Origin of the sequence: Tsukamurella sp. DT100, assembly GCF_049844855.1 — a bacterium.
In the GTDB taxonomy this organism is placed as follows: domain Bacteria; phylum Actinomycetota; class Actinomycetes; order Mycobacteriales; family Mycobacteriaceae; genus Tsukamurella.
The window spans coordinates 156,283-169,247 of record NZ_JBNCLV010000009.1 but is presented as its reverse complement, the minus strand read 5'-3'; the positions used below and the strand labels follow the sequence as shown (position 1 = coordinate 169,247).

13 protein-coding genes and 1 tRNA gene are annotated in these 12,965 nt (G+C 69.7%); 8 read left to right on the top strand and 6 right to left on the bottom strand.

Annotated elements, in window-relative coordinates; translation table 11 throughout:
- Nucleotides 1-175: 175 nt before the first annotated feature.
- Nucleotides 176-709 carry a hypothetical protein gene (locus tag ACLQ3K_RS20815; RefSeq protein WP_426001381.1) on the top strand — a complete coding sequence of 178 codons (534 nt, stop codon included), beginning with the start codon at nucleotides 176-178 and terminating at the stop codon, nucleotides 707-709.
- 55 nt (nucleotides 710-764) lie between these two features.
- Here the strand turns inward: ACLQ3K_RS20815 and ACLQ3K_RS20810 are convergent.
- A tRNA-Lys gene (locus tag ACLQ3K_RS20810) sits at nucleotides 765-837 on the bottom strand.
- Nucleotides 838-930: 93 nt separating this feature from the next.
- Nucleotides 931-2,100 carry an acyl-CoA dehydrogenase family protein gene (locus ACLQ3K_RS20805; RefSeq protein ID WP_336671621.1) on the bottom strand — a complete coding sequence of 390 codons (1,170 nt, stop codon included), beginning with the start codon at nucleotides 2,098-2,100 and terminating at the stop codon, nucleotides 931-933.
- Nucleotides 2,101-2,170: 70 nt separating this feature from the next.
- Between ACLQ3K_RS20805 and ACLQ3K_RS20800 the strand changes: the two genes are divergently transcribed.
- Both ACLQ3K_RS20800 and ACLQ3K_RS20795 read left to right on the top strand, forming a co-directional pair.
- A complete protein-coding gene (locus ACLQ3K_RS20800) occupies nucleotides 2,171-2,695 on the top strand; it encodes a PH domain-containing protein (protein ID WP_224646292.1) in 525 nt (174 codons plus the stop codon).
- Entirely contained in the window at nucleotides 2,682-4,199 is a 1,518-nt protein-coding gene (locus tag ACLQ3K_RS20795) for a PH domain-containing protein (protein WP_426001379.1), read from the top strand. Before ACLQ3K_RS20800 ends, ACLQ3K_RS20795 begins: the two co-directional genes overlap by 14 nt.
- Here the strand turns inward: ACLQ3K_RS20795 and ACLQ3K_RS20790 are convergent.
- On the bottom strand, nucleotides 4,186-4,665 hold the full coding sequence (locus ACLQ3K_RS20790) for a nitroreductase family deazaflavin-dependent oxidoreductase (RefSeq protein ID WP_224646289.1): 480 nt from the start codon (nucleotides 4,663-4,665) through the stop codon (nucleotides 4,186-4,188). The genes ACLQ3K_RS20795 and ACLQ3K_RS20790 overlap by 14 nt on opposite strands.
- Before the next feature lie 40 nt (nucleotides 4,666-4,705).
- Nucleotides 4,706-5,341: a S1 family peptidase gene (locus ACLQ3K_RS20785; protein WP_426001378.1), complete on the bottom strand. Its 636-nt coding sequence runs from the start codon at nucleotides 5,339-5,341 to the stop codon at nucleotides 4,706-4,708.
- On the opposite strand from ACLQ3K_RS20785, the gene ACLQ3K_RS20780 reads away from it, so the two are divergent.
- Nucleotides 5,322-5,618, top strand: a complete 297-nt coding sequence (locus ACLQ3K_RS20780) for a hypothetical protein (protein ID WP_426001377.1) — start codon at nucleotides 5,322-5,324, stop codon at nucleotides 5,616-5,618. The two genes, ACLQ3K_RS20785 and ACLQ3K_RS20780, sit on opposite strands and share 20 nt — an antisense overlap.
- Nucleotides 5,619-5,798: 180 nt before the next feature.
- Nucleotides 5,799-7,298: a sodium/proline symporter PutP gene (putP, locus tag ACLQ3K_RS20775; protein WP_224645394.1), complete on the top strand. Its 1,500-nt coding sequence runs from the start codon at nucleotides 5,799-5,801 to the stop codon at nucleotides 7,296-7,298.
- A 1-nt stretch (nucleotide 7,299) separates the two neighbouring features.
- Here putP and ACLQ3K_RS20770 read toward each other — a convergent pair whose 3' ends face one another.
- A complete protein-coding gene (locus tag ACLQ3K_RS20770) occupies nucleotides 7,300-8,478 on the bottom strand; it encodes a PucR family transcriptional regulator (RefSeq protein ID WP_426001376.1) in 1,179 nt (392 codons plus the stop codon).
- Between the two features lie 165 nt (nucleotides 8,479-8,643).
- Here ACLQ3K_RS20770 and ACLQ3K_RS20765 point away from each other — a divergent pair, with 165 nt between their 5' ends.
- From ACLQ3K_RS20765 to ACLQ3K_RS20755, 3 genes are read left to right on the top strand one after another with little or no spacing between them, the layout of a single operon-like run.
- Nucleotides 8,644-8,910 (top strand): DUF3311 domain-containing protein, encoded by a 267-nt coding sequence (locus ACLQ3K_RS20765; protein WP_426001433.1) that lies wholly within the window; start codon nucleotides 8,644-8,646, stop codon nucleotides 8,908-8,910.
- Nucleotides 8,907-10,400, top strand: coding sequence for a sodium:solute symporter family protein (locus ACLQ3K_RS20760; RefSeq protein WP_426001374.1), 1,494 nt, complete (start codon nucleotides 8,907-8,909; stop codon nucleotides 10,398-10,400). The genes ACLQ3K_RS20765 and ACLQ3K_RS20760 overlap by 4 nt, the downstream gene beginning before the upstream one ends.
- Before the next feature lie 50 nt (nucleotides 10,401-10,450).
- On the top strand, nucleotides 10,451-12,010 hold the full coding sequence (locus tag ACLQ3K_RS20755; protein WP_426001432.1) for an amidohydrolase: 1,560 nt from the start codon (nucleotides 10,451-10,453) through the stop codon (nucleotides 12,008-12,010).
- A gap of 51 nt (nucleotides 12,011-12,061) precedes the next feature.
- On the opposite strand, the gene ACLQ3K_RS20750 is transcribed toward ACLQ3K_RS20755, so the two are convergent.
- A complete protein-coding gene (locus ACLQ3K_RS20750; RefSeq protein ID WP_426001372.1) occupies nucleotides 12,062-12,775 on the bottom strand; it encodes a hypothetical protein in 714 nt (237 codons plus the stop codon).
- Nucleotides 12,776-12,965: the final 190 nt, after the last annotated feature.

Genomic DNA, 12,965 nt, shown 5'->3' with positions numbered 1-12,965 from the left:
CAGGTGAGGTGGTTGCTCCCCAGGCTCGTTTGCCAGACTAACTTAGCGTAGGTAAATTTAGAAGATTCAATTCTGCGACCGTGGTCACGGTCTGCTCCGTTCGTCGCGGGTGTGCGCCGCGGGTAGTATTTACTGATGTGAAGACTCTAGGGCTACTGGCGAACCGGAGCGGCCGGTGCTGATCGACACTCCGTGGACGAAGCTCTCCGGAGTCAGCAGTCCCGACATCAGTGCCTGGAAGTGGGTGGTCTTCGTCGCCGCCATGCTCCTGCTCATCGTCCCGGCCATGGTGTGGAAGGAGCGGTGGGTCACCGCGTGGCGGTGGTGGAAGTCGGTGCTGTTCTTCATCGGATTCTTCTGCATCGGGATTCCGGTGGTCGCCGGCGGTGCCGGCTTGATCGTCGGCGACACCTATGCCAAGGCGGACGCCGACGATGTTGTGGCGCAGGTGCTCTCTGCGAATTCGTCGCCGGTCACGAGGGCGACGCGGGTCCTGGTCGAGCCCTCCGAGAATGTTGCCGGGTCCGTCCTCGACGTTCCCTACAAGGGGGAGCGGCTCGACTACCGGGTCGAGGTCACCGGTGTGGCGCGACTCGGCGGTGCCGTCCGGTGTCGCTCGACGTTGTCCTTGCGTCGCGACGACACGTCGACGGGGAAGTCCGCGCCGGTCTCCGCTCGGGTGACGGGGGACTGCCGGCCGGCTGCGTAGACCTCCGAGCGGACACGAAAAGCCCCCTCCGAAGTGGAGGGGGCTTTCTCGATTGTGCGCCATCAGGGACTCGAACCCCGAACCCGCTGATTAAGAGTCAGCTGCTCTGCCAATTGAGCTAATGGCGCATGCTCGCTCGCTGCGTGCTGGAATACATTAGCAAGGAGTGCCACGAAACGTGAAATCGGCTGGTCAGGGTGGGTTTCTGGGCTAACGGCGGGTCACTGGAAGGCGCTCTGCCCGGTCAGCTTCTGGCCCAGGATCAGGGTGTGCATCTCGACGGTGCCCTCGTACGTGAGCACGCTCTCCAGGTTGTTCGCGTGCCGGATCACCGGGTACTCGAGCGAGATGCCGTTCGCGCCCAGGATCGTGCGGGCGGTGCGGCAGATGTCGATCGCCTCGCGCACGTTGTTCAGCTTGCCCAGGGACACCTGCTCGGGCCGCAGTGTCCCGGCGTCCTTGAGGCGGCCCAGGTGCACCGCGAGCAGCACGCCCTTCGTGTACTCCAGGGTCATGTCGGCGAGCTTCTGCTGGGTCAGCTGGAAGCCGCCGATCGGCCTGCCGAACTGCTCGCGCTCCACCGCGTACCGCTGCGCGCATTCCAGTGCGGTCCGAGCGGCACCCATTGCGCCCCAGACGATGCCGTACCGCGCCTCGCTCAGGCATGACAGCGGGCCGCGCAGGCCGCGGACCTCGGGGAAGGCGGCGGAGTCGGGGACGCGCACACCGTCGAGCACCAGCTCGGCGGTCACCGACGCGCGCAGCGACATCTTGTGCTCGATGGTGTTCGCGGCGAAGCCCGCGGTGTCGGTGGGGACGGCGAAGCCGCGGACGCCCTCGTCGGTCTGCGCCCAGATCACGGCGACGTCGGCGAGGGAGCCGTTGGTGATCCACATCTTCCGGCCGTCGAGGATCCAGTCGCCGCCGTCGCGGCGCGCCCGGGTGCGCATGTTCGCAGGGTCGGATCCGTGGTCCGGCTCGGTCAGCCCGAAGCAGCCGATGAGCTCGCCGGCGGCCATGCCGGGCAGCCAGCGCTGCTTCTCCTCCTCGCTCGCCCACTTCCAGATCGCATACATCGCCAGCGATCCCTGCACGGAGACCATGGAACGCAGGCCCGAGTCGCAGGCCTCCAGCTCGAGGCAGGCCACGCCGTACTCGGTGGCGGTCGTTCCGGCGCAGCCGTATCCGTCGAGGTGCATGCCCAGCAGGCCGAGCGCGCCGAGCTTCCGCATGAGGCCGCGCGGGTCGTCGAGTTCGCCGCGCTCGAACCAGTCGGCGACGTACGGCTCCACCTCGCGGGCGGTCAGCGCGCGGACGGAATCGGCGATCGCGCGCTCCTGGTCGGTGAACAGGCCGGTCAGGCCCGCCAGCTCATCGGGATGTGTGGTCATGGTGCCTCCTCGGCGCCACCCTAGCCGGGCGTGGTGGCAGCGGAGCGGAATGTCGTGCTTAGCTGGGCGCATGACCCTTCCCGGAACCCCCGCCCCCGCGGGCGCCGCAGAGGTGCTCAGGCAGCCCGCGCACCAGGTCTCGCCGCGCGCGAAGACCTGGTGGACGGTCCGCGCCGCGATCCGCTGGGTGATCGTGATCCCGCTGGTCACGGTGGTGCTCGCGGTGATCCCGGACGTGCCCTGGTATGTGGCCGCCGCGGCCTTCCTCGTGCTGGCCGCAGTCGCAGCGGCGCACCTGATCGTGATGCCGCGCTTCCGCTACGCCTTCCACCGCTGGGAGATCAACGCGGTGGCGGTGTACTCGCAGGCGGGCTGGCTCACGCGGACCCGCGTCCTCATCCCGATCTCGCGCGTGCAGGTCATCGACACCGTCGCCGGGCCGCTGGAGCGCTCTTTCGGGCTGTCGACGGTCACCGTCACCACCGCCTCGTCGGCGGGCACGGTGCGCATCTCTGGCCTACCCACGGAGACCGCGCAGGCCATCGCCGCCGGGCTGACCGTGAGCGCCGCGGAGGACACCGATGACGCGACCTGACCAGGCGATCGCACCGGCCGTCGACGACGGCTGGAACCGGCTCTCGCCGTGGGGCATCGGCACCCGCGTCATCAAGGCGGTCCCGTCCCTCATCCCCGCCCTCATCGGCGTCTTCTTCCTCGGCCGCGCCGCCGGCCCGGTGTTCTTCGTGATCGCCGGCGTCGCCATCAGCGTGCTGGTCGGCCTGCTGCCCTGGCTCACCACTCGCTGGCGGGTCACCGACGATCAGTTGGAGCTGCGGCACGGCCTGGTGCGCAAGGTCTCCGCGACCGCCCGCCGCGACCGGATCCGCAGCGTCGACGTCACCGCCGGACCCATCGAGCGCGCGCTGAAGCTGCGCAAGGTGGTGGTCGGTACCGGCGTCGGCGGTAAGGAGTCCGCGCTCGTCCTCGATCCGATCCCCGCCGAGGTCGCGGAGCAGCTCGGGCGGGACCTCCTGCGCCGCACCGCGGCACCGTCGGCCACGGAGACGCCCGGCGAGGACGGGGCAGTGGTGGCGCCCCAGCCGAACGCTCCCGAGGAGGAGCTCGCCCGCCTGCGGCCGGAGTGGATCCGGTTCGCCCCGTTCTCGCTGACGGGGTTCGCCGTCGTCGCGGCGGGTGCCGGCATCGGCTTCCGCATCGTCGACGAGGCGGGCCTGCGCGAGCGCGGCTCCGAGCTCGCCGAGTCCTGGCTGGCGAAAGTCCTCGACCTCGGTGCGGCCGTGGTGATCCCGGCCGCCGTGGTGCTCGTGATCGTGGTGTCGATCCTGGTCTCGGTGCTCGCCTACGTGCTCGCCTTCTGGGGCTTCCGCCTGGTCCGCCGGGCCGACGGTGCGCTGCACACCAGCCGCGGCCTGATCTCGACGGTGGCGGCGACGATCGAGCGCAAGCGGGTGCGCGGCGTGCAGTTGCACGAGCCCGTCCTCATGCGCCTGCCGGGCGGCGCGAAGCTCCGCGCGATCGCTACGGGCACGGATCGCAATCCCACCCTGCTGCCGCCCGCGCCGCGCGCCGAGGCCGTCCAGGTGGCCGACGAGATCCTGGGGCGCCCCGGTGTCATCGAGACGCGCCTGGAGGCGCACGGGCCGGTGGCCGTGCGTCGCCGCTACACCCGCGCGGTGCTGGGCGCGTTCGTGCCGGTGGTCGTGCTGGTGGCGCTCGGCGTCGTCGCGCCCGGCCCGTGGAAGGCCCTGCCCCTCGCCGGCGCGGTCCTCGTGGCGATCCTGTCGCTGGCGCTCGCGCGCCTGCGCTACGCCAACCTCGGCACCGTCATCACCGGCGACGCCGTGGTCCTCGGCGCGGGCACCGTCGCACGCACGCGCACCGCGCTCGAGTTCGACGGGGTGACCGGGTTCGTCACCCGGGAGACCTTCTTCCAGCGGCGCGCGGGCGTCGCGACCCTGACCGTCGCCACCGCGGCCGGTGCGTTCGGCGCCGTCGACGTGACGCCCGAGCGCGCGGCGCAGGTCGCGCGCACCGTCCACCCCGAGATCGTGACGGGCTTCCTCGTCAGCGAGGCGTGAGCCGGAACAGTTTGATCGTGCGGCCGCCGGCCCACTCGATGTAGTCGTCGTAGGCGGGCCAGACGGCGACGATGCTGGGCCACAGGCGCTTCCGGTCCGACTCGGAGACCCGGCGCGCCCGCACCGGGATCCGTCGGGTGCCCAGCAGCACCTCGGCGTCCGGCGTCGCCTCCAGGTTGAACGACCACGCGGGGTGGTGCTTCTGCCCGAAGTTGGAGGCGATCACCACGAAGTCCTCGCCGTCGCGCACGTACAGCAGCGGGACCGCGCGCGCGACGCCGCTGCGCCGCCCCACCGTGGTCAACGTGAGCTGGGGGAGCAGCGCCTCGGGGATGAGGTGCACCGAGCCGCGACTGATCCGGGTCACCGCCTTGTCGAGCGGGACGGTGGCCCGGACCATGCGGGACACCGCACGGTGTCGCCCGAGCTGCAGGAAACGCGACTTGAGGTCGTCCACGACGGTCATGGCGGCAGTGTAATGAACGCGGCCCGCGGCCGGGCCCCGATCAGTTGGTCGCGAGTCGCGCGCCGCCCGCCGCGCGGAGCGCCGCGTTCAGCGAGTAGTACTGCGTGAGTCGCTGCGTGACCTTGCCGGAGTCGCGGTCGGTCAGGGTAACCGCGTCGGTGATGATGCCGATCGCGGCGTTGTCCGACGTGCGGATGAGCGGCCCGCCGCTGTCGCCCTGCGTGGTCACGATGTCGGCGACGACCCAGTCACCCAGGACCTTCGTCACCTTGCCGCAACGGCGACCGTTCACGGAGCCCAGCTGGCACACCGGGTCCCCGACGCGCGCTGTACCCACCGACCGCGGCGCCATTCCGGGCGCCGACGCGAGGAGCTTCACCTGCGGATCGGTCAGCCGGAACGTGGCCCAGTCGGGCCCGAACGGGTCGACGGGGGAGTAGTGCCCGGGACGGTTCGGGTCCTCCTTGACCTCGGGGGACTTCGACTGCACGACCTCGCCGACGATCCACTTCTTCACGCCGACCGGCTGCTGCGGCGCGCCGCAATGCCCCGCGGTCACGCCGAGCCGCTCGCCGTCCGGCGCGGTGACCGCGAACCCCATGGTGCACTGCAGCGACTCGAACCGGCCGCCGCCCAGGGAGCGCTGCAGGATGTCGATGCGATCACCCGGTGCCACCGCCTTCGGGGCGGGGGTCTGCGTGGGGGCGGGCGTCGGCGCGCTCGGCTTCGCGGGCGTCGACGGTGCGCCCGGCGCGGGCTTCGGGGTCGCGCTCGGCTTCGTCGGCGCGCTCGGCGAAGCGGGCTTCGGCGACGGTGCCGGGGTCGTCGGCGCGCCCGACGCGAACGCGGGCGTCAGAAGGGCTCCCGACACCAGCAAGGTGACCACCCCGATCGATCCGCGTCGCAGTACCGCACCGATGCGCGTCCCGTCGGTCAAGGTCGAACCCTCCTAGGGTGTGGGTCGTGGTGATCGAGGGGCGCCTGAAGAAAGCGCCGCAGAAAATCGTGGCCGAGCTTACCATTCCGCATGACTGACTTCGTGCGAGATCAGTTCACCGTACTGGGATTTCGCTGGTTGTATAGACCATGTACGAACGGCGAGTTTCGGTTCCTGGACCTGAGGAGACCCCCTAGTGTCTGACCAGACCTATCAGACGATCGCAGTAACCCTGTACTTCGCAGCCATGTTGTACATCGGTTGGAGTGCGTACCGGAAGACGCGCGACAACCTCGACGACTACATGCTGGCGGGGCGCGGCCTCAAACCGTGGGTCGCCGCGCTCAGCGCGGGCGCGTCAGACATGTCCGGCTGGCTGCTGATGGGCCTGCCCGGCGCGATCTACGCCAAGGGCCTCGTGGAGTCCTGGATCGCGATCGGCCTGACGATCGGCGCGTGGCTCAACTGGAAGTTCGTCGCGCCGCGGCTGCGCTCGTACACCGAGGTCGCGGGCAACTCGATCACGATCCCGAGCTTCCTCGAGCACCGGCTGCGCGACGGCTCTCGGTCGCTCCGCATCGTCTGCGGCCTCATCATCCTGGTCTTCTTCACGTTCTACGTCTCCAGCGGCATGGTCGCCGCCGGCAAGTTCTTCGACAGCACCTTCGGCGTGCAGTACATCCACGGCATGCTCATCGTCGCCGTGGTGACGATGGTCTACACGCTCTTCGGCGGCTTCCTCGGCGCCACCCTCACTGACGTCGCGCAGGGCCTGCTGATGCTCGCCGCCCTCGTCGCCGTGCCGATCGTCGCCCTCATCGAGGTGGGCGGACCGGCGGTCACCGTCGACACCGTGAACTCCGTGAACCCGACCTTCTTCAGCCTGTTCGCGGGCGGCACCGCCCTCGGCATCATCTCGGCGGCCGCGTGGGGCCTCGGCTACTTCGGTCAGCCCCACATCATCGTGCGGTTCATGGCGCTGCGCTCGCCGCAGGAGGCCTCCACCGCCCGCCGGTTCGGCATCAGCTGGATGGTCGCCACCGCGCTCGGTGCCATCTCCACCGCATTCATCGGCATCGCCTACTTCGCGCTCCATCCCGAGAAGGCGCCCAAGGACCCCGAGACCGTCTTCCTCGTGCTCGCGCAGATCCTGTTCCACCCGTTCGTCGCGGGCCTGGTGCTCGCCGCCGTCCTCGCCGCGATCATGTCGACGGTGTCCTCGCAGCTGGTCGTGTGCTCGTCGGCGCTGGTGGAGGACCTGTTCAAGATCTTCGCGGAGAAGTCGGGCCGCGACACGGAGATCAGCGACAAGACGTACGTGCGCCTCGGGCGGCTCGGGGTGCTCATCGTCGCGGTGATCGCGGTGCTGCTCGCGATCGATCCGTCGGACAGCATCCTCGAGCTCGTCGGCTTCGCGTGGGCCGGCTTCGGCTCCTCGTTCGGTCCGGTCGTGCTGCTCGCGCTGTTCTGGCGCAAGCTCACCGCCCCGGGTGCGTTGGCGGGCCTCATCGTCGGCGCGGCCGTCGCCTTCGTCTGGGGCCAGTGGCCGCCCTTCGAGCTCTACGAGATCGTGCCCGGCTTCCTCGCCAACCTGGTGGTCGCGGTCGGCGTCAGCCTCGCCACCTACAAGCCCGACGCTGCCGTCGACGCCGAGTTCGACGAGGCAGCGCGGCTCGCGGAGAAGCAGCCGGCGTAGGTCAGCGATCGGGCGCGCCTGGCTTCCCGGTGAGGTCCGGTGAGTCGGGTGCGAGGTCGAGCGCGGCGACCGATGCCAGCAGTCCGGGAGCGGTGCGCGGGTCCCATCCGGTCAGTGCTTGCCACCGGTCCAGACGGTAGGTCACCGAATTCGCGTGCAGGTTGACCGACCGGGCTGCGGCGCTGACCGAGAGGCCCGCGTCGGCATAGGCGCGGACGGCGTCGACGAGGTGCGGATTCTCCCGCGCGACGGCCCATCCCCGTTCGAGGATAGGGGCCAGCCTTTCGCGCTGGGGCGTCAGCGAGGCAGTCAGCCACGCGTCCGCGAAGCGCGTGACGGTCCCCGCTCGCGACGCGTCGAGAGCTTGCATCGCGTCGTCCAGGGTCGACGTCGCCAGGTCGAGGCCCGCTCGCTCCAATCCCACGCCGATAGTTGCGTCGGGGCGCAGCGTACGCACCGCCTCGACGATGGTTGAGGTCGGCGTTCCCTGGCAGAGGATCACGAGGGCGGCGTCGTGCCGGCTGCAGTGGGCCGCGCCGCGGAGCCCGTCGAGGACGACCTGGAGTCGTTCCTGCGCGGGTTCCGGCCACTCGGAACCGATGCAGAGCGCCCGGAACCCGCCGTCCGGATCGAACCCGAGGGGCGTGGCGAGTTCCCGGGCGTCGGCCAGGGAGCGCTCTTCCCGCGCAGTCAGCGCGGCGAAGAACCTGTGCCGCACGCCGGCTCGCACCGCCTGCTTGCTCCGCATGGCCTCGCTGTGGCCCTCAGCGACCGCTGTCGTCTCGAGATGCACGACGTCCCACAGGCGCCCGACCGCGACCACCAAATCCGCATCCGGCTCGGGAGAGTGGGTGAGGAGTTCGTGCCAGAGTTCCCCCAGCGCGATGTGATAGGTCTCGATGACGTCGGACAAGGAGATGCCTTGCATCGCCCGGCGGCGACCGAGGTCGCGGCTGCGGTCGGAGTCGAGTCGGGTGATGCCGGAGGGACTCGCGACTGCCCCCAGCATCATCTCCAGACCGGTCCGGATGTAATCGTACTGTTCCCGGTACGGGATCGCGTGGTACGAGGTGATCTCCGCCCGGATCTTGTCGACGGCGTGCTCGGTCACCGTGTCGAATTCGGCGGCGACCGCTTGGCACACCTCGCGCACCTGCTCCGATTCGCCCGCCGCAGCCATACTCCCCCTGCCTCGCAATCCGTGAATTTCACGAATCCGGTGACTCTCTTTCGGGGAATCGTAGTGGCCTCACAACATGATCTGCACCACACTTCGGGGAAGACGGAGGTGCGGATCACAGCCCTGCCGTCGCATGCACAGTCCAATCAAGGAGCCGTCTTCATCGTGTCCAATGAGGTCAAGAGCGTTCTGATCGCCGTCGGAGTCCCGTTCGCCGGGGTGCTCGGCGGCATCGCCTACCTGTCCGACTCCGAGTCCACCGTGCTCGGATTCCCCGTCCTGTTCGCCTGGCTGTTCCTGTGGATGCCACTGACATCGCTGTGCATGCACGTCGCGTGGCGCTTCTTCGACCGCGCAGATTTCGAGGAATTGGAAAGGGCCGATCTGGCCGCTGACCATGCTGCCCGAGAGGCCGGAGCGGAGGCCGCATGAGCATCGTCACCTTCGCGTTGACCATCGGGCTCGCCCTCGCGGCGGGTTTGCTGTCCCGGCGCGGCAGTAAGAGCGATATCGATGACTACCTGGTGGGCGGTCGCTCCTTCGGGCCGATCCTGGTGTTCATTCTGGGGGCGGGTGAGGCGTACAGCATCGGTACGCTGATCGGCTTCCCCGGCGGCGTCTACGCGCACGGGTCGAGCTACGGTGTGTGGTTCATCGCGTACATCCTGCTGGCCTACGCCGTCGGCTACTTCTTCACCCCGTACCTTTGGCGCGCCGGCAAGCTGTACGGGGCGATGACCTTGCCCGACGTGGCTGGGCGCCACTTCCGTTCGCGCGGGCTCGAACTCACCGTCGCGATATCCTCGGTGATCTTCCTCATTCCGTGGGGACAGCTTCAGCTCGCCGGCCTCCAGGTGGCCCTCAGCGGGCTCGGTATCGCCATCGATCCGACCGTGGCGGTCTTTGCCGGAGCCGGTCTGGCACTGTTGTTCCTGCTCCTGTCGGGACTCCGCGCACCCGCTTTCGTCTCGTACGTCAAGGACGCGGCGCTGCTCCTCGGGGCTGTCCTGATCGGCCTCGCGGCAGTCGCCAAGTCGGGCGGTACTGAGGCGCTGTTCGCGGCGGCTCATGCGGCCGGAGCCGGCAAGGACACCCACTTCACGGTGACCGGCTCGTCTCTGACCTTCGTGCTGACGACCATCGTCTTCCAGTCCGTGGGATTCTTCATCTTCCCGTTCGTGGTGCAGGCGGTCCTGGCCTCGAAGTCGGAGGCCACGCTGAAGCGGGTCGCGCGGTTCAACCCGCTGTACATGCTGATGTACGTCTTCCTCGTGGCGGCCGCGTTCGCCGCGATCTCCCAGGTGCCGGGCAAGTTGGAGGGGGCGAAGTCGAACGAGGCGCTCCTGATCCTGTCCCGGATCGTTCTTCCGGACTGGGTGACCGGCATCGTCGCGGGCGGCGCCGCACTGTGCGCCATCGTCGTCCTGTGCGGGTCCGCACTCGGCATCGGATCGATCGTGTCCCGCAACATCGTCCCGGGGATCCCCGAAACGCATCAGCGGGCCTGGGTCCGCGGTGTGATCGTCGCGTACCTCGCGATCTCTCTGCTGCTGACGATGGCGGCGCCGCAGCTGTTGCTCACGCTCGTCAACACCGCCTATTACGGCGTCACGCAGGCGGCGGTCGTCTTCGCCGCCATGGTCTTCGGCTGGAAGCTGCGTCCCGTTGCGCTCGCCACTGGTCTCGTCGTGGGCGATCTCCTGGTGCTGTGGCTGTACCTCGACACCCACGGGCCGATCTCGTCGTGGCTTTCGCACAACGGCATCAACATCGGCGCCGCCGCTCTCGTGGTGAATGCGCTCCTAGTCGTGATCTCGAGGGTCGTGTGGCCGGCGACCGACCCCGTGCCGGGGCTGCGTCGGCTGATGCCGGGACGGCGTCCACCGGCGCCCGCGATGGCGCTCGAAGGGAATGCCCTGTGACCACGCCCGGGACGAACGAGACTGTGCTGACGGCGGATGCGATCCATACGATGGACGGCAGGCGCCCGGTCGCGGAGGCGATCCTGATCCGCGGCGACAGGGTCGTCGCGAGTGGGACGAGCAGCGAGATCCGGGCCGCGGCGGCTGCATCGGCGCGCTCCGTGGACCTCCCTGGGGCGAGCGTGATACCGGGGCTGATCGAGTCGCACGTGCACCCCGTATACACCGGCCTGACGCAGGACTGGGTGGACTGCCGATCGCCACTCCGCGGGTCTGTCGCCGATATTCAGAACGCGCTCCGTGAGCGTCTCGGTGCTCCCGGTTGGGTGCGGGGATGGGGCTACGACGACACCCTGATCGCGGAGGGACGGCACCCGACGCGCGACGAACTCGACGCGGTGGCCCGCGACCGCCCGACCATCCTGCAGCACATCTCGGCGCACTTCCTGGTCGCGAACAGTGCCGCGCTGGCCGCGGCAGGCATCACGGAATCGTCCGTGGCGCACGATGACCCACGCTTCCCGCGGGACGACAGCGGTCGCTTGACGGGGCTGGCGTGGGAGATCGAGGCGGTCTCGAAGGTTGTCTCGGCGGTACCGCCGCTCTCACCCGCCGAGGTTCGTGAGGCACTGCTCGCCAGCCTGCGGCTGGCACGGTCACGAGGTATCACGACCCTGCACGACCTGGGGATCGGCCTGATGGCGGGCGACGAGGAACTCGCGGCGTACCGCGAGCTATCCGCCGGCGGCGGGCTCCCCGTCCACGTCGTGGGCTTCGTCTGTGGCGATCAGGCACTTCCTGCGATCGCCGACGGCTCGCTCCGCTTCGACCGGGGCGGGACTTCCCGCGGGCGGTTCCGCCTGGCAGGCGCCAAGTTCTGGTCGGACGGCTCGATCCAGGGGCTGTCCGCGGCGCTCCGAGTGCCGTACATGTGCGACCCCGGGCACTGCGGCGACCTCCTGCACGCACAGGAAGAGCTCGACGACATGGTCGCCCGGGTGCACCAGGCGGGCGGTCAGGTCGCTGTACACGCGAACGGCGACGCCGCGGTGCAGGCCACGATCACGGCGCTCGCGCGGGCTCAGGGCTCCGACGGACGGCGCGCGCGCCACCGGATAGAGCACTGCCAGGTGACCGAGCCCGCCGATCTCGACGCGATCGTGGCTGAGGAACTCGGCGTGAGCTTCTTCGCCAATCACGTCTATTACTGGGGCGACCGTCACCGCGACCGGTTCCTGGGCGCCGAGCGTGCGGGGGAGATGGACCCACTCGCCCGTGCCGACGCACTGGGGATCCGGTTCGGTCTGCACTCTGACTGCCCGATAACCCCGATGGACCCGCTGCACACCATCCGCACCGCGTCCACCCGCCTGACGAGCGGGGGTGACGTTCTCGGGGAGGCACAACGCGTCTCGCCGGAGCGCGGACTCCGTGCGATGACGCTAGATAGTGCGTATCTCGTCCACGAGGAGACCGAGGTCGGTTCATTGGAGCCCGGGCGTCGTGCCGACCTCGTCGTCCTCGATGCGCCGGTCGATGCGCTCGGCGATCCGACGGCCGCGATGCCACGGCCTGTGCGCGTGATGGTCGACGGGGAGTGGGTGAGCTAAGTGCGGCCGCGGTCAGTCATGATGACGGCCGCGTGGCGGTGCAGTGCACAGTCACGCGGCCGTCTCGCACAGCGACTGCGCCATCGCCTCCCAGGCGAGGCGGACATCACTGTCGACGTGACCGAATTGGGTGAGGACCGCGGAGCACGTCCCGCCGGCGTCGTACAGCTCGATCGCCGAGACGGCGCCCTCGGGGCCCAGGGAGCGCACGACGGCGCATCCGTCCACGCGCGCCAGGTCGATGTCCACGGCGGCGTCCGCGAATCCGGTGAGGAGGCGCGGCCCTTCGCGCAGGGCCGCGTGGATCTCCCCGCGACAGACCTGCGCGACGCCTTCCGACACGACGGCGAGATCGGTCGATAGGCCGCTATCGCAGAGGTACTCGAAGATGCGGGGTATCCAGTCGGTAGCGATCTGGCGGTATCTGTCCGGGCCCGCGGCACAGAGCGCTCGCAGGCGGTCGCGGCCGCCGATGAGGATCGGGTCGATCAGCGCCGCGGTGCCGCCCACGCGCGGTGCCGCGGTGTCCGGCCCCGCGCCGAACAGCATCTCGCGATGCGGGTCGGACGGCGCCAGGTGGCCGAGCGCCCGCACGATCATCCGGTCCGGGTCGGCGGTCACGAAGGCCCGGTGCAAGGCCGCGCCGCGCCGGTCCGTGAGTCCGACCATGCTGGCGTCCGCCGGCCCGCCGGGGGTGTCGTCGTCGGTAACGGCGCCGACCACCCGCTCCGGTGCGATCCGGAGGACGATCCTTCCCGCCGTCACGGTGAAATCCTCCCCGCAGCAGGTCGGGCGGGCGTAGCTGCCTTCGTGCGCGAGAACTGCGGTCATCGACTCCGTCACGGCGACGGCCGAGTCGAGCAGCGGGAAGGCACCCGCGACGTCCGTCGCTGAGGCACCGTCGACCGTGACGCAACCACGTGAGCGTTGCAGCGGGCAGCGACCCCGGTCGCGG

What these genes read in the sequence shown, in the direction of transcription:
- ACLQ3K_RS20760 (WP_426001374.1), top strand. Translation starts at nt 8,907, where the DNA reads ATGAGCATCGTCACCTTCGCGTTGACCATCGGGCTCGCCCTCGCGGCG.
- ACLQ3K_RS20795 (WP_426001379.1), top strand. Translation starts at nt 2,682, where the DNA reads ATGACGCGACCTGACCAGGCGATCGCACCGGCCGTCGACGACGGCTGG.
- ACLQ3K_RS20800 (WP_224646292.1), top strand. Translation starts at nt 2,171, where the DNA reads ATGACCCTTCCCGGAACCCCCGCCCCCGCGGGCGCCGCAGAGGTGCTC.
- ACLQ3K_RS20780 (WP_426001377.1), top strand. Translation starts at nt 5,322, where the DNA reads ATGCGATCACCCGGTGCCACCGCCTTCGGGGCGGGGGTCTGCGTGGGG.
- ACLQ3K_RS20770 (WP_426001376.1), bottom strand. Translation starts at nt 8,478, where the DNA reads ATGGCTGCGGCGGGCGAATCGGAGCAGGTGCGCGAGGTGTGCCAAGCG.
- ACLQ3K_RS20755 (WP_426001432.1), top strand. Translation starts at nt 10,451, where the DNA reads ATGGACGGCAGGCGCCCGGTCGCGGAGGCGATCCTGATCCGCGGCGAC.
- ACLQ3K_RS20805 (WP_336671621.1), bottom strand. Translation starts at nt 2,100, where the DNA reads ATGACCACACATCCCGATGAGCTGGCGGGCCTGACCGGCCTGTTCACC.
- ACLQ3K_RS20790 (WP_224646289.1), bottom strand. Translation starts at nt 4,665, where the DNA reads ATGACCGTCGTGGACGACCTCAAGTCGCGTTTCCTGCAGCTCGGGCGA.